This is a genomic window from Geodermatophilus amargosae (assembly GCF_900116515.1).
Classification (GTDB): Bacteria; Actinomycetota; Actinomycetes; order Mycobacteriales; family Geodermatophilaceae; genus Geodermatophilus; species Geodermatophilus amargosae.
The window spans coordinates 15,572-39,105 of sequence record NZ_FPBA01000002.1; the positions used below are offsets into that span (position 1 = coordinate 15,572).

Annotated in this window: 27 protein-coding genes; 22 read left to right on the plus strand and 5 right to left on the minus strand. The window is 75.7% G+C overall.

Annotated features, from left to right (window positions below; translation table 11 throughout):
- Nucleotides 1-15: 15 nt before the first annotated feature.
- The 10 genes from BM414_RS02680 to BM414_RS02720 all read left to right on the plus strand — a co-directional run bounded on the left by BM414_RS02680 (nt 16) and on the right by BM414_RS02720 (nt 9,333).
- Entirely contained in the window at nt 16-3,933 is a 3,918-nt protein-coding gene (locus tag BM414_RS02680; protein WP_093577928.1) for a multifunctional oxoglutarate decarboxylase/oxoglutarate dehydrogenase thiamine pyrophosphate-binding subunit/dihydrolipoyllysine-residue succinyltransferase subunit, read from the plus strand.
- Between the two features lie 8 nt (nt 3,934-3,941).
- On the plus strand, nt 3,942-4,133 hold the full coding sequence (locus BM414_RS02685) for a DUF6104 family protein (protein ID WP_093577929.1): 192 nt from the start codon (nt 3,942-3,944) through the stop codon (nt 4,131-4,133).
- Nucleotides 4,134-4,272: 139 nt separating this feature from the next.
- Entirely contained in the window at nt 4,273-4,986 is a 714-nt protein-coding gene (locus BM414_RS02690; RefSeq protein WP_093577930.1) for a metal-dependent hydrolase, read from the plus strand.
- A gap of 28 nt (nt 4,987-5,014) precedes the next feature.
- Nucleotides 5,015-5,728 carry a hypothetical protein gene (locus tag BM414_RS28225; RefSeq protein ID WP_139245700.1) on the plus strand — a complete coding sequence of 238 codons (714 nt, stop codon included), beginning with the start codon at nt 5,015-5,017 and terminating at the stop codon, nt 5,726-5,728.
- Entirely contained in the window at nt 5,695-6,276 is a 582-nt protein-coding gene (locus tag BM414_RS02695) for a sensor histidine kinase (RefSeq protein WP_139245701.1), read from the plus strand. The genes BM414_RS28225 and BM414_RS02695 overlap by 34 nt, the downstream gene beginning before the upstream one ends.
- On the plus strand, nt 6,273-6,953 hold the full coding sequence (locus tag BM414_RS02700) for a response regulator transcription factor (RefSeq protein WP_093577932.1): 681 nt from the start codon (nt 6,273-6,275) through the stop codon (nt 6,951-6,953). Before BM414_RS02695 ends, BM414_RS02700 begins: the two co-directional genes overlap by 4 nt.
- Nucleotides 6,954-7,028: 75 nt before the next feature.
- Complete coding sequence (locus tag BM414_RS02705; protein ID WP_217644510.1) at nt 7,029-7,856, plus strand: alpha/beta hydrolase; 828 nt, start codon at nt 7,029-7,031, stop codon at nt 7,854-7,856.
- Nucleotides 7,853-8,188 (plus strand): hypothetical protein, encoded by a 336-nt coding sequence (locus tag BM414_RS02710; protein WP_093577933.1) that lies wholly within the window; start codon nt 7,853-7,855, stop codon nt 8,186-8,188. Before BM414_RS02705 ends, BM414_RS02710 begins: the two co-directional genes overlap by 4 nt.
- Nucleotides 8,185-8,904, plus strand: coding sequence for an acyltransferase family protein (locus tag BM414_RS02715; protein ID WP_093577934.1), 720 nt, complete (start codon nt 8,185-8,187; stop codon nt 8,902-8,904). The genes BM414_RS02710 and BM414_RS02715 overlap by 4 nt, the downstream gene beginning before the upstream one ends.
- Nucleotides 8,905-8,913: 9 nt before the next feature.
- Nucleotides 8,914-9,333: a hypothetical protein gene (locus tag BM414_RS02720; protein WP_093577935.1), complete on the plus strand. Its 420-nt coding sequence runs from the start codon at nt 8,914-8,916 to the stop codon at nt 9,331-9,333.
- 37 nt (nt 9,334-9,370) lie between these two features.
- On the opposite strand, the gene BM414_RS02725 is transcribed toward BM414_RS02720, so the two are convergent.
- On the minus strand, nt 9,371-9,790 hold the full coding sequence (locus tag BM414_RS02725; protein ID WP_093577936.1) for a hypothetical protein: 420 nt from the start codon (nt 9,788-9,790) through the stop codon (nt 9,371-9,373).
- 138 nt (nt 9,791-9,928) lie between these two features.
- On the opposite strand from BM414_RS02725, the gene BM414_RS02730 reads away from it, so the two are divergent.
- Complete coding sequence (locus BM414_RS02730; RefSeq protein ID WP_093577937.1) at nt 9,929-11,269, plus strand: MFS transporter; 1,341 nt, start codon at nt 9,929-9,931, stop codon at nt 11,267-11,269.
- Nucleotides 11,266-12,720, plus strand: a complete 1,455-nt coding sequence (locus BM414_RS02735; RefSeq protein ID WP_093577938.1) for a pyridoxal phosphate-dependent decarboxylase family protein — start codon at nt 11,266-11,268, stop codon at nt 12,718-12,720. Before BM414_RS02730 ends, BM414_RS02735 begins: the two co-directional genes overlap by 4 nt.
- Here BM414_RS02735 and BM414_RS02740 read toward each other — a convergent pair.
- Nucleotides 12,710-13,903: an NAD(P)-dependent malic enzyme gene (locus BM414_RS02740; RefSeq protein WP_093577939.1), complete on the minus strand. Its 1,194-nt coding sequence runs from the start codon at nt 13,901-13,903 to the stop codon at nt 12,710-12,712. The two genes, BM414_RS02735 and BM414_RS02740, sit on opposite strands and share 11 nt — an antisense overlap.
- Nucleotides 13,904-13,997: 94 nt before the next feature.
- Here BM414_RS02740 and BM414_RS02745 point away from each other — a divergent pair, with 94 nt between their 5' ends.
- A complete protein-coding gene (locus BM414_RS02745; RefSeq protein WP_093577940.1) occupies nt 13,998-14,603 on the plus strand; it encodes a dTDP-4-dehydrorhamnose 3,5-epimerase family protein in 606 nt (201 codons plus the stop codon).
- Here BM414_RS02745 and BM414_RS02750 read toward each other — a convergent pair.
- Nucleotides 14,600-14,965, minus strand: a complete 366-nt coding sequence (locus tag BM414_RS02750) for a S26 family signal peptidase (RefSeq protein ID WP_245784427.1) — start codon at nt 14,963-14,965, stop codon at nt 14,600-14,602. The genes BM414_RS02745 and BM414_RS02750 overlap by 4 nt on opposite strands.
- A gap of 52 nt (nt 14,966-15,017) precedes the next feature.
- Between BM414_RS02750 and sodN the strand changes: the two genes are divergently transcribed.
- The 6 genes from sodN to BM414_RS02780 all read left to right on the plus strand — a co-directional run bounded on the left by sodN (nt 15,018) and on the right by BM414_RS02780 (nt 19,268).
- Entirely contained in the window at nt 15,018-15,422 is a 405-nt protein-coding gene (gene sodN / locus BM414_RS02755; RefSeq protein ID WP_093577942.1) for a superoxide dismutase, Ni, read from the plus strand.
- A 136-nt stretch (nt 15,423-15,558) separates the two neighbouring features.
- Complete coding sequence (locus BM414_RS02760) at nt 15,559-16,173, plus strand: LysE family translocator (protein WP_093577943.1); 615 nt, start codon at nt 15,559-15,561, stop codon at nt 16,171-16,173.
- 92 nt (nt 16,174-16,265) lie between these two features.
- Complete coding sequence (locus BM414_RS02765) at nt 16,266-17,150, plus strand: phosphatidylserine decarboxylase (RefSeq protein WP_245784428.1); 885 nt, start codon at nt 16,266-16,268, stop codon at nt 17,148-17,150.
- A gap of 9 nt (nt 17,151-17,159) precedes the next feature.
- Nucleotides 17,160-17,990, plus strand: a complete 831-nt coding sequence (gene pssA / locus BM414_RS02770) for a CDP-diacylglycerol--serine O-phosphatidyltransferase (RefSeq protein ID WP_093577944.1) — start codon at nt 17,160-17,162, stop codon at nt 17,988-17,990.
- Nucleotides 17,987-18,481 carry a GNAT family N-acetyltransferase gene (locus BM414_RS02775; RefSeq protein WP_093577945.1) on the plus strand — a complete coding sequence of 165 codons (495 nt, stop codon included), beginning with the start codon at nt 17,987-17,989 and terminating at the stop codon, nt 18,479-18,481. Before pssA ends, BM414_RS02775 begins: the two co-directional genes overlap by 4 nt.
- 4 nt (nt 18,482-18,485) lie before the next feature.
- A complete protein-coding gene (locus BM414_RS02780; protein WP_217644511.1) occupies nt 18,486-19,268 on the plus strand; it encodes an HAD-IIA family hydrolase in 783 nt (260 codons plus the stop codon).
- Here the strand turns inward: BM414_RS02780 and BM414_RS02785 are convergent.
- Nucleotides 19,265-19,741, minus strand: coding sequence for a hypothetical protein (locus BM414_RS02785; RefSeq protein ID WP_245784429.1), 477 nt, complete (start codon nt 19,739-19,741; stop codon nt 19,265-19,267). The two genes, BM414_RS02780 and BM414_RS02785, sit on opposite strands and share 4 nt — an antisense overlap.
- Nucleotides 19,742-19,823: 82 nt before the next feature.
- On the opposite strand from BM414_RS02785, the gene BM414_RS02790 reads away from it, so the two are divergent.
- On the plus strand, nt 19,824-20,846 hold the full coding sequence (locus BM414_RS02790; RefSeq protein WP_093577947.1) for a diacylglycerol/lipid kinase family protein: 1,023 nt from the start codon (nt 19,824-19,826) through the stop codon (nt 20,844-20,846).
- 289 nt (nt 20,847-21,135) lie between these two features.
- Entirely contained in the window at nt 21,136-21,384 is a 249-nt protein-coding gene (locus tag BM414_RS02795) for a WhiB family transcriptional regulator (protein WP_093577948.1), read from the plus strand.
- A 78-nt stretch (nt 21,385-21,462) separates the two neighbouring features.
- Here the strand turns inward: BM414_RS02795 and BM414_RS02800 are convergent, their stop codons facing one another.
- Nucleotides 21,463-22,962 (minus strand): sensor histidine kinase, encoded by a 1,500-nt coding sequence (locus BM414_RS02800; protein ID WP_093577949.1) that lies wholly within the window; start codon nt 22,960-22,962, stop codon nt 21,463-21,465.
- A gap of 43 nt (nt 22,963-23,005) precedes the next feature.
- On the opposite strand from BM414_RS02800, the gene BM414_RS02805 reads away from it, so the two are divergent.
- Nucleotides 23,006-23,512, plus strand: a complete 507-nt coding sequence (locus BM414_RS02805) for a GNAT family N-acetyltransferase (RefSeq protein WP_245784430.1) — start codon at nt 23,006-23,008, stop codon at nt 23,510-23,512.
- The last annotated feature ends 22 nt before the right edge of the window (nt 23,513-23,534 follow it).

The window sequence follows — 23,534 nt, forward strand, 5'->3', positions numbered from 1 at the left end:
GAAGGCACTCGCCCCGTGTCACGCGACAACTCATCCCGGCCGTCCACCACCTCGTCCTCCTCCGCGGTGGCAGGCTTCGGCACCAACGAGTGGCTGGTCGAGGAGATGTACCAGCAGTACCTCGCCGACCCGTCCAGCGTGGACCAGGCCTGGCACGAGTTCTTCGCCGACTACCGGCCGGGTAGCCCGGTCGCCGCCAGCGACGACCGCGACCAGGCCCAGTCCCAGTCGCAGGCACCGGCCCAGGCCCCGGCCTCGGCCCAGGCCCCGGCCCCGGCCCCGGAAGCCGACGGCGCTCCCGCCGACGGTGCGGCCCCGAAGCCGGCACCGGCCCCGGTGGCCGCCGCGACGGCGCCCGAGCGCCCGGCCGTCACCGACGCCGAGGGGTCGGCCACCCGGCCCAGCAGCCCCGCCGTCGCCCCCGACGCCCCGGAGCCCACGCCGCGCTCGACCCGCGTGCCCGAACGCACCGACGCCACCGTCGTCGACCGGGCCGCCGACCGCGCCGACCAGAAGACCGCGGCCGCACCCGCACCGAAGCCGGCCACCCCGGCGCCGGCCGCGGCCTCCTCCGACGGGCCGAAGCGGACGCCGCTGCGCGGTGCCGCCGCGAGCGTCGTGAAGAACATGAACGCCTCGCTCACCGTCCCGACGGCGACGAGCGTGCGCGCGGTCCCGGCCAAGCTGCTGGCCGACAACCGCATCGTCCTGAACAACCACCTCAAGCGCTCGCGCGGCGGGAAGGTCTCGTTCACGCACCTGATCGGCTACGCGCTGGTCCGGGCGCTCGACGACTTCCCGAACATGAACGCCGCGTTCGCCGAGGTCGACGGCAAGCCGACCCTCGTGCAGCCCGAGCACGTCAACTTCGGCCTGGCCATCGACCTGCCCAAGTCCGACGGCTCCCGCTCGCTCGTCGTCGCCTCGATCAAGGGCGCCGAGCAGATGGACTTCGCCCAGTTCTGGGGCGCCTACGAGGACGTCATCCGCCGCGCCCGCGCCGGCAAGCTGACCCTCGAGGACTTCGCCGGCACCACGATCAGCCTGACCAACCCCGGCACGATCGGCACCGTCCACTCGGTGCCGCGGCTGACCGCCGGCCAGGGCGCGATCATCGGCGTCGGGGCCATGGAGTACCCGGCCGAGTTCCAGGGGATGAGCCCCGAGGCGCTGACCGAGCTCGGCATCTCGAAGATCATCACGCTGACCTCGACCTACGACCACCGGATCATCCAGGGGGCCGAGTCCGGCGACTTCCTGCGCCGGCTGCACGCGCTGCTGCTCGGCGAGGACGGCTTCTACGACGACGTCTTCCGGTCGCTGCGCTGCCCCTACGAGCCGGTGCGCTGGATGCCCGACGTCCGGGTCAGCCGCGAGGGGGAGATCGACAAGGAAGCCCGGGTCATCGAGGTCATCGAGTCCTACCGGCGCAACGGCCACCTGCTGGCCGACACCGACCCCCTCGAGTTCAAGGTCCGCAGCCACCCCGACCTGGACATCCTCCAGCACGGGCTCACGCTGTGGGACCTCGACCGCACCTTCCCCGTCGGCGGCTTCGCCGGCGAGAAGGTCATGGCCCTGCGCGACATCCTCGGCGTGCTGCGCAACTCCTACTGCCGCACCGTCGGCGTGGAGTACATGCACATCACCGACCCCGAGGAGCGCGAGTGGCTCCAGTCGCGGGTCGAGGTCAAGGCCGAGCAGCCCGACCGGGACAAGCAGAAGCACATCCTGGGCCGGCTCAACGCCGCCGAGGCGTTCGAGACCTTCCTGCAGACCAAGTACGTCGGGCAGAAGCGGTTCAGCCTCGAGGGCGGTGAGTCGCTGATCCCGGTCCTCGACGAGGTGCTCATCGCCGGCACCGACCACGGCCTCGACGAGGTCGCGATCGGCATGCCGCACCGCGGCCGGCTCAACGTGCTGGCCAACGTGCTGGGCAAGAGCTACGCCAAGATCTTCGGCGAGTTCGAGGGCAACATCGACCCCGGCACCGTCCAGGGCTCCGGCGACGTCAAGTACCACCTCGGCGCCGAGGGGACCTTCGAGAACCCGTTCCGCCCGGGCGCGCGGATCGACGTCTCGCTGGCCAGCAACCCCTCGCACCTGGAGACGGTCAACCCCGTCCTCGAGGGCGTCGTCCGCGCCAAGCAGGACATGATCGACAAGGGCGAGCAGGGCTTCACCGTCCTGCCGGTCCTGCTGCACGGCGACGCGGCCTTCGCCGGCCAGGGCGTCGTCCAGGAGACGCTGAACCTCTCCCAGCTGCGCGGCTACCGCACCGGCGGCACCGTGCACGTCGTCGTCAACAACCAGGTCGGCTTCACCACCAGCCCGGCCTCGTCCCGGTCGAGCCTCTACTCGACCGACGTCGCGCGGATGGTCAACGCGCCGGTCTTCCACGTCAACGGCGACGACCCCGAGGCGTGCGTGCGGGTGGCCCGGCTGGCCGTCGAGTACCGGCAGGCGTTCAAGAAGGACGTCGTCATCGACCTGGTCTGCTACCGCCGCCGCGGGCACAACGAGGGCGACGACCCGTCGATGACCCAGCCGCTGATGTACGAGATCATCGACCGCAAGCGCTCGGTGCGGAAGCTCTACACCGAGGCGCTGGTCGGCCGCGGCGACATCACGCTGCAGGAGGCCGAGGAGGCCCTCAAGGACTACCGCGGTCAGCTCGAGCGGGCCTTCTCCGAGACGCACGACGTCACCGAGACCCCGAAGCCCCAGCCGCCCATGGACCAGCCGGCGCAGCAGGCGACCGTCGCCACCGCCGTCTCGGCCGAGGTGATGAAGGCGATCGGCGACGCGCACGTCTCGCTGCCGCAGGACTTCACCGCGCACCCGAAGCTCAAGCGGATGCTCGAGCGGCGCGCGGCGATGGTCAGCGAGGGCGGCATCGACTGGGCGATGGGCGAGCTGCTCGCCTTCGGCTCGCTGCTCGTGCAGGGCGTCCCGGTGCGGCTGGCCGGTCAGGACTCCCGCCGCGGCACGTTCGTGCAGCGGCACGCGGTCCTCATCGACCGGGAGACCGCCGGTGAGTACACGCCGCTGGCCCACCTGTCCGGGGACCAGGCGAAGTTCTTCGTCTACGACTCGCTGCTCAGCGAGTACGCCGCGCTCGGCTTCGAGTACGGCTACTCGGTGGCCAACCCCAAGGCGCTGGTCCTCTGGGAGGCGCAGTTCGGCGACTTCGTCAACGGCGCGCAGATGGTCATCGACGAGTTCATCTCCTCCGGCGAGGCCAAGTGGGGACAGCGCTCGGGCGTGGTGCTGCTCCTGCCGCACGGCCTCGAGGGCCAGGGCCCGGACCACTCCAGCGGCCGCATCGAGCGGTTCCTGCAGCTGTCGGCGGAGAACAACATCACCGTCGCCAACTGCTCGACGCCGGCGAACTACTTCCACCTGCTGCGCCGGCAGGCGCTCTCCGACGTGCACCGGCCGCTGGTCGTGTTCACGCCGAAGTCGCTCCTGCGGGCCAAGGCGGCGGTGAGCCCGGTGGCGGACTTCACCGACGAGGACTTCCGCCCGGTGCTCGCCGACCCCGGGGTGGGTGGCGAGCCGCTCGACGACGCCGCGGTGCGCCGGGTCCTGCTGTGCAGCGGCAAGGTCTCCTACGACCTGCTCGCCCAGCGGGAGAGCGAGGGCCGTGCCGACACCGCCGTCCTGCGGGTCGAGCAGCTCTACCCGCTGCCGGCCGAGCAGCTCCGCACCGCGCTCGACCGCTACCCGAACGCGAAGGACCTCGTCTGGGTGCAGGAGGAGCCGGCCAACATGGGCGCCTGGCAGTTCATGGCCTGCAACCTCCCCGAGCACCTCGACGGCCAGACGCTGCGGCGGGTCAGCCGGAAGGCCTCGGCCAGCCCGGCGGTCGGCTCGGCCAAGGTGCACGAGGTCGAGCAGAAGGAGCTCGTCGCCCAGGCCTTCGCCGACTGAGCACGAGCGTGTACTTCACTGATCGCGGCCTGGAGGAGCTGGCCGACCGGCGGGGCGGGGAGCAGGTCACCCTCGCCTGGCTGGCCGACCAGCTGCAGGCCTTCGTCGACCAGCACCCGGACTTCGAGGTGCCGATCGAGCGGCTGGCCACCTGGCTGGCGCGCGGCGGCACCGACGACGTCGACGACGACGAGGAGTGAGCCCGCGCCCGGCTGACGGGCGTGCAGGCGACGGGGGCGCCCGCTGGACCACCCGGTCCAGCGGGCGCCCCTGCCGGCGTTCGGCCGCCGTCCGGAGCGCCTCCCCCGCTCCCGGCGCGGCGGGCGGGACGCTGCGCACGTGCTCGGTCACTCGCACGCTCTCTCCGGTCTCGCGGCCGGCGCGGCGACCCTGCCCTGGGCGCCCGTCGAGGGCACCGTCGCCCAGGTCGCCTGGGTCGCCGCCGTCGGCGGGTTCGCCATGCTGCCCGACCTCGACCACACCGGCTCCACGGTCTCGGACATGTGGGGGCCGGTGACCGACGTGCCCTCCGGGGCCATCGGCCGGCTCGCCGGCGGGCACCGCTGGGGCACCCACGACGCCGTCCTCGCGCCGCTCGCCTTCGGGGCGGTGGCCCTCGCCGCGGCCAACCTGTTCTGGTCCAGCCTGGTGGTGATGGCGCTGGCGATCGGGCTGGCACTGCGGGCGCTGCACTTCGTCATCCCCGGCCGCGCGGAGAACACCGTCGTCGGCAACCTGCTGCTGTCCTTCGGCGCGGCGTGGCTGCTGCTCGACCACTCCCCCCAGCCCACGTGGCTGCCCGTCGCGGTCGGGCTCGGCGTCCTCACGCACGTCGCCGGCGACCTGATCACCAAGCAGGGCGTGCCGCTGCCGGTGCTGTGGCTGGCCAGGCGCAAGCGGATCGCGCTCACGCCGATGCGCACCGGCACCACGCTGGAGAAGGCGGTGCTCGCGCCGCTGTTCCTCGGCGTCGCGGTGTGGTTCGTCTACGCCAACACCGGCGCCCGCGAGGCGCTCGACCCCTACCTGCAGGACCTGCTCAGCCTCGGCTAGGGCCCGACGGCGCTAGCGTGCGCGGACGATGACCGAGGTCCGCTCCACGCCGCGCTGGTGGCTGCCGATGCTGCGCGCCGTCCCCCGCGCGGTGGCCGCCGCGCTGTGGACCGCCGTCGACACCGGCCGGCCTCCGTGGCGGCCCCGCCGCCGACGGTGGGACCGGGCGCTGCTCCTGGTGGCCGTCGTCTACGCGTTCGTCATCGCGACGACGACGTCGGGTTCCGGCGAGCAGCGGGTCAGCGGCGGCTTGTTCACCCTGTGCGCCGCGCCCCTGCTGCTCGGGCTCGTCCTCGCGTTGCGGCGGCCGCTGGACGGCTGGCGGCTGTCGCTGCTGGGCCTGGTCCTCACCGGGTACGTGCTGCCCCCTCCCCCGGCGCCGGCGCCCGTCCTGGAGGGCTGGCAGTGGCTGCTCAGGTGCCCGGTGCTGCTCGCCGCGGCGTGGGCCTCGGCGCGGCGCGTCAGCGTCGGCGTGGCCGTCGTCTCGCTGGTGCTCGTGACGGTGCTGGGCGCGACCACCCCCTGGCCGGTCGACCTGCGACTGACGCTGCCGATCGCGTACGTCGGCGTCCTGGCGCCGCTGGTCGTGGGCGGCAGCCTCGGCGCCCGGTGGGCGCCCGGCGGGCGCTGGAGGCCGAGCAGGCCCGGACGGCGGAGGCGCAGGCCGCGCGCGGTGCGCTGGCCGAGCGGGCGCGGATCGCCCGCGAGATGCACGACGTCGTCGCCCACCACCTGTCGCTGATCGCCGTCCGCTGCGAGACCGCGCCCTACCGGCTCGCACCCCTCGACGAGCGGGCCGGCGCCGAGCTCGCCGAGGTGGCCGGCACCGCGCGCTCGGCGCTCACCGAGCTGCAGCGGCTGCTCGGCGTGCTGCGTGCCGAGGACCAGTCCCCCGAGCGCGCTCCGCAGCCGGGGACGGCCGACCTGGCCGAGCTGTTCGCCGGCGTCCGGGCGGCGGGGACCGACCTGCAGGTCTCGGTCGAGGACGTCGACCTGCCCGACACCCTCGGCCTGACCGTGTACCGGATCGTGCAGCAGGCGGTGTCCAACGCCGCCCAGCACGCCCCCGGGGCGCCGGTGCGGGTGACGGTGGGCCGCGCGGACGGCGTCCTGCGGGTGGAGGTCGTCAACGGCCCCGGCCGCGCACCCGGCACCCCCGAGGCCGGCACCGGGCTGGCCGGGATGCGCGAGCGGGCCGAGCTGCACGGCGGCCGGCTGTCGGCCGGGCCGACCCCCGACGCCGGGTACCGGGTGCTCGCCGAGCTGCCCCTGGCGCAGGTGGCGCCGTGATCCGGGTGGTGCTGGTCGACGACCAGGAGATGGTCCGCGAGGGCTTCGCCGCGCTGCTCGGCGCCCAGCCCGACATCGAGGTGGTCGGCGCGGCCGGCGACGGCGCGGCGGCGCTGCGCGCCCACGCCGAGCTGGTCGCCTCCGGCCGCGCTCCCGACGTCGTCCTCATGGACGTCCGGATGCCGGTGCTCGACGGGCTGGAGGCCACGCGGACCCTGCTGGCCGGGGACGGCCCGCACCCGCGGGTGCTCGTCCTCACCACCTTCGACCTCGACGACCACGTCTACGACGCGCTGCGCGCCGGGGCGAGCGGCTTCCTGCTCAAGCACGCGCCGGCCGCCGAGCTGCTGCACGCCGTCCGGGTGGTCGCCGCGGGCGACGCGCTGCTCGCGCCCGCCGTCACCCGGAGGCTGATCGCCGACTTCGTCGCCGCCCGCCCGGCGGCACCGGCCCCGACGCGGCCGCAGGTGCTCACGGTGCTCACCGAGCGGGAGGCCGAGGTGCTCGGGCTGGTCGCGCGCGGGCTGTCGAACACCGAGATCGCCGCGCACCTGGTGCTCGCCGAGCAGACGGTGAAGACGCACGTGAGCCGCGTCCTCACCAAGCTGGGGCTGCGCGACCGGGCACAGGCGGTGGTACTGGCGTACGAGACGGGACTGGTCGCACCGGGCTCCTGAGTACCCCGGTAGCACCCGCGAGACGGCTCCCCGGTGTGACGACCCCGACCGCCGGTCTGCCTAGCGTCGGGCAACGTGAGAAACCGCTGGGGAGCCACGTTCCTGCTGCTCAGCGCACTGTGGGCGGCGTCGGCGCAGCCCTCGGAGGCGGCCGTGCCGGAGCCCGTGCGGCTCGACGCGGCGTGCGCCGCCGACCTGTCCGCGCGGCTCGGGGACGGCACCGTGCTCGGCTGCGACCCGGCCGGCCGCGGCCTGGCCGTGGTCGTCCTCGGCGACCTCGCGACCGCCGCGCACGTGGCCGTCCTGGCGCCCGGCTCCGACGTCGACCTGGCCCGGCTGCACGACCCCGGGGACCCGCAGCGGCGGCCGTTCGGCTGGGCGCAGTCGCTGGCCGGCGCCGGCGGTCCCGGCCTCGCCGTCGTCGTCCGGGTCGGCTACGTGACGCCGGACGGGCTGGGGGTCGACGCCGCGAGCGGCCGGCTGGCCCGCGCCGGGGCGGCCGCGCTGGTCCGCTTCGTCGGCGACCTGCCCCCCGGCGCGCACGTCAGCGTGGTCGGGCACAGCTACGGCGCGGTGGTGACCGCCCTGGCCGCGCGGGACCTGGCGGCCGACGACCTCGTCCTGCTGGCGAGCCCCGGCGCGCGGGCCGGGTCGGTCGGCGAGCTCGGCAGCGGTGCCCGCGTGTGGGCCGGCACCGCCGAGGACGACTGGATCGGCCGGGTGCCGAACGCGCGCATCGGCGACCTCGGGCACGGCGCCGACCCGGCCGATCCGGACTTCGGCGCGCGGCCCCTCCCGGTCGACGGCGTCACGGGGCACGACGGCTACCTCGCACCGGGCACGGCGTCCCTCGAGGCCGTCGCCGACGTCGTCACCGGCCGCACCGTGGCGGTCGTGGCGTGACCCGGGACCGCGGCGTCGACGCGCTGCGCGGGCTGGCGCTCACCGGCGTTGTCGCCGGGCACTGGCTGGTCACCGCGCCGGGCGTGCCCGGTGCCGTGGACGGGCGGGTGGCCACGGGCAGCCCGCTGCGGGAGATGCCGGCGCTGGCGCCCGTGAGCTGGCTGCTGCAGACGCTGGCGCTGTTCTTCCTGCTGGCCTGCTGGGCCGCTGCCCGGGGCACCGGCGGGACCCCGTGGACGGCGCAGCCGCGGCGCCTCGCCCTGCCGGTCGGAGCCCTCGTGGCCGGGGTCGCGGGGCCGGGGTCGCGGGGCCGGCGACCGCGCTGGCCGTGACGGGAGCGCCGCAGGGCGTCGTCCGGACGGTCGTCGTCCTGTCGCTGCGGCCGCTGTGGTTCCTCGGCGTGTACCTGGTGCTCTCGCTGGCCACGCCGTTGCTCGTGCGGCTCGACGCCCGCCTCGGCCCGGCGGCCGCGGCGGTCCCGCTCGGGCTCGCGCTGGCCGGTCCCCTGCTGCCTGCCGGCCCCGCGGCGACCGTCGGGACGACCCTGGCCGCCTGGTGGGTGCCGTGGCAGCTCGGCGTCGCGACGGCCCGCCGGCCGCTCGGCCGAGGGACCTGCGTCGCGCTGCTCGCCGGCGGGACGGCCGCGGTGCTGCTGCTGGTCGAGGTCGCCGGGCTGCCCGCCACCGCCGTCGGGGTGCCGGGCGCCGCGGCGTCCAACCTCGACCCGCCCTCGGCCGCGACGCTGGCCCTCGGCCTGGCGCAGGCCGGCGCCGCGGGACTGCTGCTGCCGCTGCTGCGCCGCGCTCGCGGACCGCTGTCCGACCTCGCGGTGCGGCTGGGACGCGCGGCCCTCCCGGTCTTCCTGCTGCACCAGCCGCTGTTCGTGCTGCTGTGGCTGGGCACCCTCCCGCTCGGGCCCCTGCCGGGCCTGCACGACGCCCCCGACGGCGCCGCCTGGCTCCTGGCGCGGGCCGGCTGGGGAGCCGTCCTCGCGCTGGTGCTGAACCGGGTGCTCCGGCCGGCTCCCCGGGAGGCGGGACGGCGCTAGCGTCCGGACGTGGCCCGGCTGCGCGTCCTGCTGCTGGCCCTCGCCTGCGCCGGCTGCGGGGATCCCTCCACGACGGCCGACCCGGCGCCGGACGCCGGTGCGCCGCCGGCAGCCTTCACCGGCCGGGACCCGCTGCCGGCCTGCCCGGCCCAGGACCTCGGCCAGGGCGGGGCCGTCACCGGCGAGGTGCTTGCCTGCCTGGACGCCGGACGGACCGGGGACGGCGCCGAGCTCGCGGTCACCCGGCCGACCACCGAGGGCGACCCGATCACCTCCTGGTACCGCGCCCGGCCCGGCGTCCCCGGCCTGGAGGTGTTCGTCGACGGCAGTCGCGACCGCTTCGGCACCGGCGACTGGCTGCGGCTGGAGTGCCCCGGCGCCGCCTCCCCGGACGACCTCGGCGACTGCACCGAGGACGTCCTGGGCTGACGCCGCGGCTCAGCCGGCGCGGGTCAGCCGGCGCGGGTCAGCCGGTGCGGGTCATCGTGGACGCGTACCCGCCGCCCGGCCACCGCCACGCGCCGTCGTTGACCGTGCCGTCGGCGCTGAAGCGCCCCTCGAAGCGGGCCGGGGAGTCGGTGCCGCCGAACCAGATGGTGAGCAGGTCGCCCTCGATCCGGTAGGTGTACTCGAGGTGCTCCCCGCCGGCGCCGAAGAAGTGGGAGCGCAGCTCGCCGGCGTCCTCGTCCCAGCCGACGTACTCCACACCGCGCGTGGGCTCCTCGCCGCGCAGGTCGACGGACTGGACCAGCCAGTTCCCGCCGTCCATCCACGCGTAGCGGACCTCGCCGGTCAGGCCGTCGGGGTTCGACACGGTCCAGGTGCCGACCAGGCGGTCGAGGCTGCGCAGCGCCGCCGCGCGGACGTCGGTGCTGTCGGTGGTCATGGCCTGCTCCTGCGGAGACGGGGCCCGGCGGGACGCGGGGCCACACCGGTCAGACCGACCGGGGGCCGCCGCCTCATCGGTGGACAGCCGGGGCCGTCCCGGACCGTTCCGTGCCGGAGGCGGCTACGGTCCCCCGCTGTGACCGCCGTCGCACCCCACCTCGGCCGGGGCACCCATCTCGGCTACGCCGCCGGCTCGATCGGGACGGCCGCCTTCGGGACCGTGCCCGGCCTGCTGCTGCTGTACTACCTGACCGACGTCCTGGGGATCGCCGCCGGCCTCGCCGGGCTGGTCGTGTTCGCGCCCAAGGCCTGGGACGTGCTGCTCAACCCCTGGATCGGCAGCCGCTCGGACCGCACCACCGGCCGCTGGGGACCGCGCCGGCCCTGGATGCTCGCCGGCGGGCTGGCGCTGCCGCCGCTGTTCGTCCTCGTCTTCGCCGGCCCCGGGGCGCCGCCCGCCCTGGCCGCGACGTGGGTGGCCGTCGCCTTCCTGCTCGCCGCGACCGCCTACGGCTGCTTCCAGGTCCCTTACGTCGCCCAGCCGGCCGAGATCACCGACGACCCCGGCGAGCGGGCGACGCTCATGTCGTGGCGGGTGGCCGCGCTGGCGCTGGGCATCCTGCTCGCCGGCGCCGGCGCCCCCGCGGTGGTCGACGCCTTCGGCGGCGGGCGCGGCGGGCACCTGGCGATGGCGGTGTTCGTGGCGCTGCTGCTCGCCGGCGGGATGCTCGGCGCGGTCGTCGGCACCCGCAACGCCCCCACCCTCACCCGCGTCACCAGCGAGGGCCGGCTCGGCGCCACGCTGGCGCTCACCTGGCGGTCCCGGCCGTTCCGGGTGCTGCTCACCGGCTTCGTCGTCCAGGCCCTCGGGATCGGCATCATGCTCGCCGGCGTCCCGTACTACTCCGAGCAGGTGCTCGGCGACCCCGCGGCCGGCTCGCTGCTGTTCGCCGCGCTGGTCGGCCCGGCGATCCTCGTCATGCCGCTGTGGCTGCGGGTGAGCCGGCGGCTCGGCAAGCGCACCGGCCTGCTCGCCTCCTCGGCGCTGTTCACCGTCGGCGCGGCGGCGCTGGTGGTCGGCGACGCCGGCGGCACCGGCCTCGTCGTGGCGCTGGTCGTGCTGGTGGGGGTGGGCTACGCCGGCATGCAGATGTTCCCGCTGGCCATGCTGCCCGACGTCGTGGCCGCCGACGAGGCCGCGTCCGGGCAGCGGCGGGCCGGGGTCTTCACCGGCGTCTGGACGGCGGCCGAGACGCTCGGCCTCGCCGTCGGCCCCGGCCTGCTCGGGCTGCTGCTCGGCGCGGCCGGCTACGTGTCCTCCAGCGGGGGCGACGCCGTCCAGTCCGGCGGCGCGGTGCTCGCCGTGCGGCTCGGCTTCTCGGTCGTCCCGGCGCTGTTCGTGCTCGCCAGCCTCCCGGTACTGGCCCGCTACCGGCTCGACCCCGTCCCCACCCCGGCCCAGGAGGTCCCCGCGTGACGCCGCAGGAGGTGCTGGCCGAGCTCACCGCGCTGCAGGCCGGCGACGTGCCCACCCACGGGGGCTCGACGATGGCCTACGTCTACGACTCGGGCCGGGTCGGCGTCGACTCCCTGGCGGCTGCCGCCCAGGCCACCTTCCAGTGGACGAACGCGCTGGACCCGACCGCCTTCCCCAGCGTCGCCCGCATCGAGGACGACCTGGTGGGCGCCGCGGCCGACCTGCTCGGCGGCGGCCCGGCCACGGTCGGCACGGTCACCAGCGGCGGCACCGAGAGCTGCCTGCTGGCGGTGCTGGCCGCCCGCGAGCGGTGGCGCGCACGCGGCGGCACCGGGCGGCCGCGGCTGCTGCTGCCGGTCACCGCGCACGCCGCGTTCCGCAAGGCAGCGCACCTGTTCGACCTCGAGGTCGCCGACGTCGCCGTCGACCCGGTCACCTGCCGCGCGCTGCCCTCGGAGGTGGCCGGAGCGCTGGACGACGCCGCGGCGCTGGTCGTCGTCAGCGCGCCGTCGTACCCGCACGGCGTGCTCGACCCGGTCGGCGAGGTGGCCGCGCTCGCCGCCGCCGCCGGCGTCCCCTGCCACGTCGACGCGTGCATCGGCGGGTGGGTGCTGCCCTTCCTCGACGACGTGCCGGAGCCCTTCGACCTGTCGGTTCCCGGGGTGACCTCGCTGTCGGTGGACCTGCACAAGTACGGCTACGCGCCCAAGGGCGTCTCCGTGCTGCTCACCGCCGAGCCCGAGCTGCGGCAGGGGCACTGGTTCAGCACCGCGGGCTGGCCGGGATACCCGGTGGTGAACCCGACGCTGGCCGGCACCCGCCCGGCCGGGCCGATGGCCGCGGCGTGGGCGGTGCACCGGTGGCTGGGCCGCGACGGCTACGCGGAGCTCGCGCGGGCGACGCGGGCGGCCACGGTCGCGCTGGCCGGGGGCGCGGCCGCGATCCCCGGGCTGCGGGTGGTCGGCACGCCGGTGGCCACGCTGGTCGCGCTCGCGCAGGACGGCCCGGACGGCGTCGACGTGCTCAACCTCGCCGACGAGGCCACCGCGCGCGGGTGGCTGCTGCAGCCGCAGCCGCCGTTCGCCCAGCCCGGCGGTGCGGACCTCCCGGCCACGCTGCACCTCACCGTCACCGGCGCGACGGCCGGCCGGGTCGACGCCCTGCTCGCCGACCTCGCCGACGCCGCCCGTGCCGCCGCGGCGCTGCCCGCGCCGGTGGCCGACCCCGGCCTGGTCGCGGCGGCCGCGACGATCGACCCGGCGACGCTGACCGTGGCCGAGGTCGACGCGCTGCTGGAGCTGGCCGGCGTCGGCGGCGGGCGGCTGCCCGAGCGCATGGCGCCGGTGCACGCGCTGGTGGCGGCGCTCCCCCGCCCGGTGGCCGAGCGGCTGCTCGCCGGCGTCCTCGACCTGGTCTACCGGCCGCGCCGCGGGGCGGCCGTCACCGGGTGACGCCCTGTTCCCGGGCACAGGCGGCCACGGCCTCGGCGACGGCGGTGGCCACCCGCCGGTCCAGCGGGCTCGGGACGACGTGGCCGGGCGCGAGGTCCCCGCCGACGACGCCGGCGATCGCCCCGGCCGCCGCCAGCTTCATCTCCTCTGTGATCGCGGTGGCGCCGGCGTCGATCGCCCCCCGGAACACCCCGGGGAAGGCAAGCACGTTGTTGATCTGGTTCGGCAGGTCGCTGCGCCCGGTGGCCACCACCGCGGCGTACCGCGCGGCCATCTCCGGGTCGACCTCCGGCGTGGGGTTGGCCAGCGAGAACACGATGCAGCCCGGCGCCATCGAGGCGACCGCGGACTCGGGCACCGAGCCGCCGGACAGCCCCAGGTAGACGTCGGCACCCTCGAGCGCGCCGGTCATCGTGCCCGCGTAGCCCGACCGGTTGGTGTGCTCGGCGACCCAGCGCTTCACCGGGTTGAGGTCCTCGCGGCCCTCGTGCAGCACCCCGCGGGAGTCGGCGACGCAGATGTCGCCCACGCCGGCCCCCAGCAGGATCCGCGTGCACGCGATGCCGGCCGCCCCGGCTCCCGCGACGACCACCCGCAGGTCCCCCAGCGCGCGCCCGGTCACCCGCGCCGCGTTGCGCAGCGCGGCCAGCACGACGATCGCCGTCCCGTGCTGGTCGTCGTGCATGACCGGGATGTCGAGCCGCTCGCGCAGCCGGGCCTCGATCTCGAAGCAGCGGGGCGCGCTGATGTCCTCGAGGTTGATCCCGCCGAAGGACGGCGCGATCGCGACGACGGTCTCGACGATCGCGTCGACGTCGGTGGTCGACAGCACGATCGGCACCGACGACAGCCCAGCGAACTCGCTGAACAGGCAGGCCTTGCCCTCCATCACCGGCAGCGCCGCGGCCGGGCCGATGTCGCCCAGACCCAGGACGGCGGTGCCGTCGGAGACGACGGCCACCACCCGCGGAGCCCAGGTGAAGCGGCGGGCCAGCGCCGGCTCCGCGGCGATCGCGCTGGAGACCCGCGCGACGCCCGGCGTGTAGGTCAGCGCGAGGTCCTCGCGGGTCTCGATCGGGCGGGTCGGACGTACCACGAGCTTGCCGCCCTCGTGGACGGCGAACGCCGCGTCGTCCGAGAAGCGATCGGCACCGCCGCCGACGGAGCCCGTCTCTGCGCCCATGGACCCAGCAGGGTAGTGCTGTGACCCAGGTCGCCGTCCGCCTGACCCCGCAGGGCGACGCCGGAGGCGGGGGGTCCTCGCTACCGTGCCGCCCGTGGAGATCCGCGAGCTCGCCGTCCCGGACAGCTACGTGCTCGACCTGGTGCCGCACGGCGACGACCGGGGCCGCTTCACCGAGTGGTACCGCGCCGACGTGCTCGCCTTGGCCACCGGGTGGGCGCTGCCGCTGGCCCAGGCCAACCACAGCGTCTCGGCGCGCGGCGTCCTGCGCGGCGTTCACTTCGCGCTCGTGCCGCCGGGGCAGGCCAAGTACGTGTACTGCCCGGCCGGGCGGGTGCTCGACGTCGTCGTCGACGTCCGGGTCGGCTCCCCCACCTTCGGCGTCTCCGACGCCGTCCTGCTGGAGTCCGCGCAGCCGCGCGCGGTCTTCCTCGCCGAGGGGCTCGGCCACGCGTTCCTCGCGCTGGAGGACGGCTCGTCGGTGACCTACCTGGTCTCCTCGGGCTACTCCCCCGGCCGGGAGTTCGGGGTCTCGCCGCTGGACCCCGAGCTCGACCTGCCCTGGCCGGCCGACGTCGAGCTGCGGCTGTCGGACAAGGACCGGGCCGCGCCCACGCTGGCGCAGGCCCGGGAGCAGGGGATCCTGCCGACGACGGAGCAGTGCACCGCGCACTACGCGCAGCGGCGCGCCCAGGCCTAGCCGAGGGGCGGCGGCGCCAGCCGGCCGGGGCGGGGACGCAGCCGGGCCACCACCCGGCCCACCGCCACCGCCGGCCCGTAGGCCCGGCTGTCGTCGGTGACCAGCGGGTTGTCGCCGCGGACGTCGACGGTGCCGCGGGCGAGGACCCGGTGCACGCGCTTGACCACCAGCAGGTCGGGGCGGGACGGGAACCGGGCCAGGACGACGTCGCCCACCCGGGCGTGGCCGGAGCGCAGCCGGCGCACCAGCAGCCGGTCGCCGTGGCGCACGGTCGGCGTCATCGACGGGCCGGTGACCCGCGCGAGGACCCACGCGGCCGGCAACGGCGGGACGGGGCGCTCGCCGGTGTGGGGGGTGATCACCGCGAGTAGGGTCGCAGACGACCACATCCCGCGACATCCGGAGGATAGGGACATGCTGTTCAGCCGCGTGTTCTCCGCCGTGGAGGCCACCGCGCACTGCGACCTCCCGTGCGGCGTGTACGACCCGGCCCAGGCCCGCATCGAGGCGGAGTCCGTCAAGGCCATCCAGGAGAAGTACCAGGGCAGCGACGACGAGGTCTTCAAGCAGCGCTGCGTGCTGATCAAGGAGCAGCGCTCCGACCTGGTCAAGCACCACCTGTGGGTGCTGTGGACCGACTACTTCAAGCCCCCGCACTTCGAGAAGTACCCGCAGCTGCACGAGCTGTTCAACAAGGCCACCAAGCAGGCCGGTGCGGCCGGCGGCAAGGGCAGCATGGACCCCGCCGAGGGCCAGAAGCTGCTCGACCACATCGCCGAGATCGACAAGATCTTCTGGGAGACCAAGGCCGCCGCCTAGGAGGAGGACCCCCTCGCCCCCCACCGCTCGCACGCTCGCGGCGGGGCCCTGCGAGGGGGCCGTACGGCACGACACCGACGGCCGGTGGGCACCTCGCCCGCCGGCCGTCGCCGTCCCGCGACCCCCGGAGCAGCCGATGGGCCCCGAGTTCCTGCTCACCTCGCTGGTCCTGGCGGTCACGCCCGGGACCGGCGTGCTCTACACCGTCGCGGCGGCGCTGGCCCGCGGTGCGCGGGCGGGGGCGCTGGCCGCGCTCGCCTGCACGCTGGGGATCGTCCCGCACGCCGTCGCGGCGCTGACCGGCCTGGCGGCGCTCCTGCACGCCAGCGCCGTGGCCTTCGAGGTGGTCCGGTACGCGGGCGTCGCCTACCTGCTGTACCTGGCCTGGAGCACCCTGCGCGAGACCGGCGCCCTGCGCGTCGAGCCCGCCGACCGGACGCCACGGCCGGCCCGGCGCGTCCTCCTCGACGGGATCGCCGTCAACCTGCTGAACCCGAAGCTGACGATCTTCTTCGTCGCCTTCCTGCCGCAGTTCGTGGACCCGGGCGCGGGCTCGGCGGTGCCGGCGATGCTCGGGCTGTCCGTCGTCTTCATGGCCGTGACCCTGGTGGTCTTCCTCGGCTACGGCGCCCTCGCCGCCCGGGTGCGCGACCGGGTGCTCGCCCGCCCGCGGGTGATGGCCTGGCTCCGCCGCACGTTCGCCGCGGCGTTCGTGGCCCTGGGCGCCCGGCTCGCGCTCGCCGACCGCTGAGTCCCGGCCGTCACCGCGGCAGGGGCGGCGGCGAGTACCCCGAGGACGGCGTCCTGCCCGCCTCCCTGCGCACCGAGCACGGCCTGGAGCCGATGGCCTCCGGCGGCCACGACCCGGACGGCGGCGGCCCGGACGAGGTCTCCCTGTCGCTGTCCGGCGACGACCGGCAGACGCCGTCCCGCTGGTTCGAGGCGCTGGCCACCCCCGCCCGGGGCCGAGCCGGGGGCGTCGCGCGACCCGCCGGGACGCCCCGGGAGGTGGGCCGGGGCGCCGGGTGGCCCCGGTACCGTCGGGCCTCGATGCGCATCGACCGGGCCGGGTGGCCCTTCATCACCGGACCCCTCGCGCCGGCCGCCCTGCTGGCCGCGGCCGGCGCCGGCACGGGACGCCGCTGGGCACGGGTGGCCGCCTGGCCGTTCCTCGCCCTGTCGGCCTACATGCTGCTGTTCTTCCGCGACCCCGAGCGCGCCTGCGACCGCGTCGAGCCGCCGGCCGACGTCGTGCTCTCCCCCGCCGACGGCATGGTGATGGTCGCCGGGGAGCCGCAGGAGGGCGTGGCCCCGGAGCCCGCGCCCGAGGGCGGCTGGCAGCAGGTCAGCGTCTTCCTCTCCGTGGTCGACGTGCACGTCAACCGCTCGCCGTACCGCGGCGAGGTCGTGGAGAGCTCCTACCGCCCGGGCAGCTTCCTGGCCGCCTACCGGGCGGAGTCGGCGCACCGCAACGAGCGCAGCGAGCTGTGGCTGCGCGAGGGAGAGCGCACCGTCGTCTTCCGCCAGCTGGTCGGCGTGCTGGCGCGCCGGATCGTCACGCGCACCGGCGTCGGCCGGCGGCTGGCCACCGGCGAGCGCTTCGGCCTCATGAAGTTCGGCTCGCGGATGGACGTCTTCCTGCCGGCCGAGTGCACGCTGACCGTCCGGAAGGGACAGCGGGTGCGCGGCGGGGAGACCGTCATCGCCCGCTGGCCCGCCGCCGGCTGAGGAGCCCCGGTGCCCAGTTCCGCCTCGGGTGAGGGGCGGCCGGCCGCGACGCGGCGCACGGCCACGGTCGAGTTCGTCCGCGGCTCGGTGCGCGGCAGCCGCCGCCGCGCGCTGGCGACCCTGCCCAGCCTGTTCACGCTGGGCAACATGCTGTGCGGCTTCGCCGCCATCCTGGTGTCCATCCGCGGGCAGTACACGCTCGCCGCGGTGCTCATCGGCCTGTCGGTGCTCTTCGACATCACCGACGGCGCGGTCGCCCGGCTGGTCGGCGCGGTGAGCTCCTTCGGCCTGCAGTTCGACTCGCTGGCCGACCTGGTCTCCTTCGGCCTGGCCCCGGCCCTGCTGGCGTTCACGTTGTTCTCCGAGGGCCGCGACGAGTGGGACCCGGTGGGCTGGGTGGTCTGCTTCCTGTGGGTGGCCTGCGCCGCGATCCGGCTCGCCCGCTTCAACACGACCATCGACCCGACGGCGGACAAGCGGTACTTCACCGGCATGCCGAGCCCCGGCGCGGCCGGCGTCGTGCTGGCCTCGGTCTTCGCGTTCGGCGAGCAGATGCAGGGCCGCGACCGGCTCTGGGTGCTGCTCATCGTCGCGGTACCGGCGCTGCTGATGGTCAGCACCGTCCGGTTCCGCTCGTTCCGGTCACTGGTCAGCCCGAAGAGCGGCCGCCCCTACGGCCTGGTCCTGGCCGCGCTGGCGCTCGTGGCCGGCTTCGCGACCGTGCCGGTGGTCACCGGCTGCGTCCTGGCCTACGGCTACCTCCTGGCGCCGGTGCTCAACCCGGTGCTCTCGCCCCTCGGCAGGTTGGTCCCGGACCGCGTCCGGGAGGTCCTGACGTGACGGTGCGCCCGATCCGTCCCGACGACGTCCCGGCCGCGGTCGGCCTGGTGCGCGAGCTCGCCGAGTACGAGGAGGCCGCGCACGAGGTGCGGCTGACCGAGGAGCAGCTGCGGACCGCGCTGTTCGGCGACTCCCCCGCGCTGTTCGGCCACGTGGCCCTCGCCCCCGACGGGGCCGTCGTCGGCACGGCGCTGTGGTTCCTGAACTTCTCCACCTGGCGCGGCACGCACGGCATCCACCTCGAGGACCTCTTCGTCCAGCCGCAGCACCGCGGCAGCGGACTCGGCCGGGAGCTGCTGCGCACGCTGGCCGCCACCTGCGTCGAGCGGGGCTACGACCGGCTGGAGTGGTCGGTGCTCGACTGGAACGAGCCCTCGATCGCCTTCTACCGGGCCGCCGGCGCCGTCCCGCTGGACGGGTGGACGGTGTTCCGTCTCACCGACGACGCGCTGGCCGGCTTCGCGGCCGACCGCCGCGGTACGGCAGGCTGACCGCGTGACCATCGAGCGCGGCCGGGCCGAGTGCTGGCTGACCGACATGGACGGCGTCCTCGTGCACGAGGGGCAGGCCCTCCCCGGGGCCGCGGACTTCCTCGCCCGGCTGGTCGAGGCAGGACGGCGTTTCCTCGTCCTCACCAACAACTCGATCTTCACCCCCCGTGACCTCGCCGCCCGGCTGTCGCGCTCGGGCCTGCAGGTGCCCGAGGAGTCGATCTGGACCTCGGCCCTGGCGACGGCGGACTTCCTGGCCTCCCAGCTGCCCGGCGGCTCCGCCTACGTCATCGGCGAGGCCGGCCTGACCACCGCGCTCCACGAGGCCGGCTACACCCTCACCGACACCGACCCCGACTACGTCGTCCTCGGGGAGACCCGCACCTACTCGTTCGAGGCGATCACCCGGGCGATCCGGCTGATCGGCGCCGGGGCGCGGTTCATCGCCACCAACCCCGACGTCACCGGGCCCTCCCCGGAGGGCCCGCTGCCGGCGACCGGATCGGTGGCCGCGGCGATCACCGCCGCCACCGGCGCGAAGCCCTACTTCGTGGGCAAGCCCAACCCGATGATGTTCCGGAGCGCCATGAACCGCATCGAGGCGCACTCGGAGACCACGGTGATGATCGGCGACCGCATGGACACCGACGTCGTCGCCGGCATCGAGGCGGGCCTCGAGACGATCCTCGTGCTCACCGGCTCGACCACCGCAGCCGACGTCGCACAGTTCCCGTTCCGGCCCAGCCGGGTGCTCGCCTCGATCGCCGACGTCGTCGAGCTGGTCTAGCTGCGTTCGTAGAAGGCCAGCCGCGCCTCGGGCGTGGCCAGGAAGTAGAGCTCGGCGACCGCCAGGACGATCAGCGGGATGCCCAGCAGCGGCTGGCCGCCGGGGAACGCGGTGCTGTAGCCGAACAGGCCCAGCAGGATCTGCAGGACGATCACCGGCCCGCGCGCCCACGCCGACACCCGCCGCAGGCCGACGGCCGCCGCGGCCAGGACGGCGCCGAAGATCCCGACGTAGACCACCTCGGCCAGCGCGCGGCCCACGCTGTCGGGGTCGCTGGTGAGGGTCAGCCACAGGATCACCAGTGCGGCGCCGATCAGCAGCGCCGCCTCGACGGCGGCCACCAGCGCCGCCCGGACGACCGCGGGCGGCGCGTCGGGCCGCGGGGGCCGGGGCGGGCGGGTGGAGGGCTGCGCAGCACCGCCGAGGAGCCGCTCGGCCCGGCTGGGGTGGAGGCTCCCGTCCTCGTCCGTCACAGCAGCGAGGCTACGCGCCAGCGGTCACGCCAGGACCCGTCCGGGCAGGTCGGGAGCCCGCCGGCTGGATAGCCTGACGGGCATGCGTGCGCTCGTGGTGGCCAACCCCGCGGCGACGACGACCACCGGCCGCGTCCGCGACGTGCTGGTAGGGGCACTGGCCAGCGAGCTGAAGGTCGACCTCGCCGAGACCACCCACCGCGGCCACGCGCGCGAGCTCGGCCGGCAGGCGCTGGCCGACGGGGTCGACGTCGTCGTCGCGCTCGGCGGCGACGGCACCGTCAACGAGGTCGTCAACGGCCTGCTGACCGACGGCCCCGGCGCGCACGTGCCCACGCTGGCCGTCGTCCCCGGCGGCTCCACCAACGTCTTCTCGCGGGCGCTGGGCCGCTCGCGCGACCCCGTCGAGGCCACCGGCGAGATCCTGGACTCGCTGCGCTCCGGCCGCACGCACCGGGTCTCGCTCGGCACCGCCAGCGCCACCGGCACCAGCACCGCGCCGCTGGGCGGGACGGACCCGGGGACGGCGGCCGCCGTCGCCGAGGCCGACGCCGCCGCCGACGACGGGTGGACCGAGCCGCGCTGGTTCGTCTTCGCCGCGGGCCTGGGCTTCGACGCCGACGTGATCTCCCGGGTCGAGGCGCAGCGGGCGCGCGGCCGCCGCTCGACCGGCGCGCTCTACGTCCGGGAGGCCACGCGGGCGTTCGTCCTCGGCCGCGAGCGCCGGCGCCCGGCGATGACGCTGTCGGTCCCGGGCTCCGACGACCTCGACGGGCTGTTCCTCTGCCTGGTCTCCAACGTCAGCCCGTGGACCTACCTGGGCGCCCGGCCGGTCAACCCCAGTCCCGAGGCCTCCTTCGACGCCGGCCTCGACGTCTTCGCCCTCGGCCGGATGGGCGTGCTGCGGATGCTGCACCACACCCGCCAGGTGCTGGCCCGCCGTCCCGACGCGCGCGGCCGGGGCGTGCACCGCCTCCACGACCTGGCCGGACTGGAGCTCCGGGCGTCGCGGCCGCAGGGCTGGCAGCTCGACGGCGACCACCTCGGGACGGCGACCGGGCTGCGCGTCCGGTCGGTGCCCGAGGCGCTCTGCGTCGTCCCCTGATCGCCGCCCGGGCACGTCCCGGGGGCTGTGTCAAGGACCACCGCGATGCCGAGTGGCGGCCATAGCATGCCCGTGGTGAGCTTGCTCACGCGGGGTCGACCCAGGACCTCCGCGCGCTTGACACGCCGTCCTCAGGTGAAAACATCGCGAGAGGAACGCAACCTGCCGGTAACAAGCGGTAGGCGGTCGCTGGAACGAGGCGCTGGGCAACCGGTGTCGCGCCCGCGCGAGCGGCCCGATGTCAGCGAATTCCGCAAGCAATGTAGTCGACACCGAGGAGTGCACCGACATGGACTGGCGCCACCGCGCGCTCTGCCGGGACGAGGACCCTGAGCTGTTCTTCCCCATCGGGACGACCGGCCCGGCCACCGTACAGATCGAGCAGGCGAAGGCGGTCTGCCGCCGTTGCTCGGTCGTGGAGTCCTGTCTGGACTGGGCCTTGCGCTCCGGCCAGGACTCCGGCGTCTGGGGCGGGCTCTCCGAGGACGAGCGGCGCGCTCTCAAGCGCCGTCAGTCCCGCACCCGCGTCCGCGCCTGACGGATCGCCCGCCGGCACCAGCCGGCAGAGCAACGGCGTGAGGCCGGTCCCCCGAGCGGGGACCGGCCTCGCGCCGTTCTATCGGCGGGGTCTCGCGGCGCCGGGGATGTCGAGGACGACCTCGGTGCCCGGACGGCCCGGGCCCGGTGGGTCCTCCGGCGTCCGCATGAGCAGCGACCCGCCCAGCTCACTGGTCACCAGCGTCCGCACGATCTGCAGCCCCAGTCCGTCGCTGCGCGCCGGGTCGAAGCCGTCGGGCAGCCCCTGGCCGTCGTCGCGGACCCGCACCACCAGGTCGTCACCGTCCCGCTCGGCCACCAGCTCGATCGCCCCTGGCTGGCCGTCGGCCGGGAAGGCGTGCTCGGCGGCGTTGTGCAGCAGCTCGGTGACCGCCAGCACCAGCGGCGTCGCGGTGGCCGCTGGCAGCTCGCCGAAGCCGCCCACCCTCCGGGTCCGCGCCGCCGGGCCGATCGAGGTGAGGTCGCCGAGCATCGGCAGCACCTGGTCGAGCACGTCGTCGACGTCGACGACGTCCTCCCGGCTGCCGGCGAGCGTCTCGTGCACGACGGCGATCGAGGCGACCCGCCGCACCGACTCCTCCAGCGCCGCCCGGGCGGCCGGCTCGGTCATCCGCCGGGCCTGCAGCCGCAGCAGCGCGGCCACCGTCTGCAGGTTGTTCTTCACGCGGTGGTGGATCTCGCGGATCGTCGCGTCCTTGGTGAGCAGCGCCCGGTCCCGGCTCCGGACGTCGGTGACGTCGCGGACCAGCACCAGTGCCCCCTCCTCCGCGCCGGGCGCCTGCAGCGGCAGCGCGCGCACCAGCAGCGTCGCCGACGCGGCCTCGACGTCCATCGGGTCGGGGAACCGCCCGGCCACCGCCGCGGCGATGCCGGCGGCCACCGCCTCCCCCGCCACCCCGTCGACGGCGGCGCCGCGCGTCACCCGGGCCAGGTCGGCCCCGACCAGGTCGCCGTCGACGCCGAGCCGCCGGTAGGCCGACAGGGCGTTGGGACTTGCGTAGACGGCGCGGCCGGCGGCGTCCAGGCGCACCAGCCCGTCGCCGACCCGCGGGCTCATCTCGGCGTCGAGCAGCTTCTCCGGCGGGAAGGTGCCGGCCGAGACCATGAGGCAGAGGTCCGCGGCGATGTCGAGGTAGGTCAGCTCCAGCGTCGACGGCGACCGGGTCACCGCGAGGTTGGTGTCCTTGGCCAGCACCGCGACGACGACGCCGTCGTGGCGGACCGGGATGATCTCCCGCCGTCGCGGGCTGGGGCCCGACCGGTCCGGCTCGCCCTCGGTGACCGGCCGGCCCTCGCGGTGCGCCTGGCGGAACGGGTCGGCGTCCGGGCCGTCGACCTCGCTGCCGACCAGGTCCTCGGGCTGGCTGGTCGGCGCGGTCAGCGGGCGCACCTGCGCGACGCACCACCACGCGCCGGTGCGCAGCGGCACCCACAGGGTCAGGTCGGCGAATGCCAGGTCGGCCAGCAGCTGCCAGTCGGCCACGAGCCGGCGGGCGTGGTCGACCTGGGAGGGGGCGGTCGCCGCACCGCGGTGCAGACGCTCGGAGAGGGTGCTCATCGCCCCCGAGCGTATGGCGGCCGCCGACCTAGGCTGGTCCCCCGTGGCTGCCCCGTCCCCCGCTCCCCTGCCCGTGACCGTCGACGACGCCGTCCCCGCCGACTTCCCGGCCATCGCGGACCTGACCGTCGGCGTCTACCGCGACGAGGAGCTGGCCTCCGACGCCTACCTGCCGCAGCTGGCCGACGTCGAGGGGCGGGCGGGCCGCTCCCGGCTGTTCGTGGCCCGGGAGGGGAGCCGGGTGGTGGGCGCCGTGGCGCTGGTGCTCGACGGCGACTTCGGCGAGATCACCGAGTCCGCGGACGAGGCCGCGTTCCGCATGCTCGTCGTCGACCCGGCGGTGCGCGGGCGCGGCATCGGTGAGGTCCTGGTGACCGAGTGCCTGGACCGGGCCCGCGCGGCCGGCAAGCGCCGGATGGTGCTCTCCACCGACCCGGTCATGACCGCCGCGCACCGGCTGTACGGCCGGCTCGGCTTCACCCGGCTGCCCGAGCGCGACTGGGCCCCGCGGCCCGGCATCGACCTGCTGGTCTACGCCCTGGACCTCTGAGCCCTGGACCCCTGAGCCCTGG

Coding starts and splice junctions, on each gene's coding strand:
- sodN (WP_093577942.1), top strand. CDS start 15,018: ATGCTGTTCAGCCGCGTGTTCTCCGCCGTGGAGGCCACCGCGCACTGC.
- BM414_RS02740 (WP_093577939.1), bottom strand. CDS start 13,903: ATGGGCGCAGAGACGGGCTCCGTCGGCGGCGGTGCCGATCGCTTCTCG.
- BM414_RS28225 (WP_139245700.1), top strand. CDS start 5,015: ATGACCGAGGTCCGCTCCACGCCGCGCTGGTGGCTGCCGATGCTGCGC.
- BM414_RS02790 (WP_093577947.1), top strand. CDS start 19,824: ATGCGTGCGCTCGTGGTGGCCAACCCCGCGGCGACGACGACCACCGGC.
- BM414_RS02765 (WP_245784428.1), top strand. CDS start 16,266: ATGGCCTCCGGCGGCCACGACCCGGACGGCGGCGGCCCGGACGAGGTC.
- BM414_RS02725 (WP_093577936.1), bottom strand. CDS start 9,790: ATGACCACCGACAGCACCGACGTCCGCGCGGCGGCGCTGCGCAGCCTC.
- BM414_RS02760 (WP_093577943.1), top strand. CDS start 15,559: ATGGGCCCCGAGTTCCTGCTCACCTCGCTGGTCCTGGCGGTCACGCCC.
- BM414_RS02795 (WP_093577948.1), top strand. CDS start 21,136: ATGGACTGGCGCCACCGCGCGCTCTGCCGGGACGAGGACCCTGAGCTG.
- BM414_RS02800 (WP_093577949.1), bottom strand. CDS start 22,962: ATGAGCACCCTCTCCGAGCGTCTGCACCGCGGTGCGGCGACCGCCCCC.
- BM414_RS02695 (WP_139245701.1), top strand. CDS start 5,695: ATGCACGACGTCGTCGCCCACCACCTGTCGCTGATCGCCGTCCGCTGC.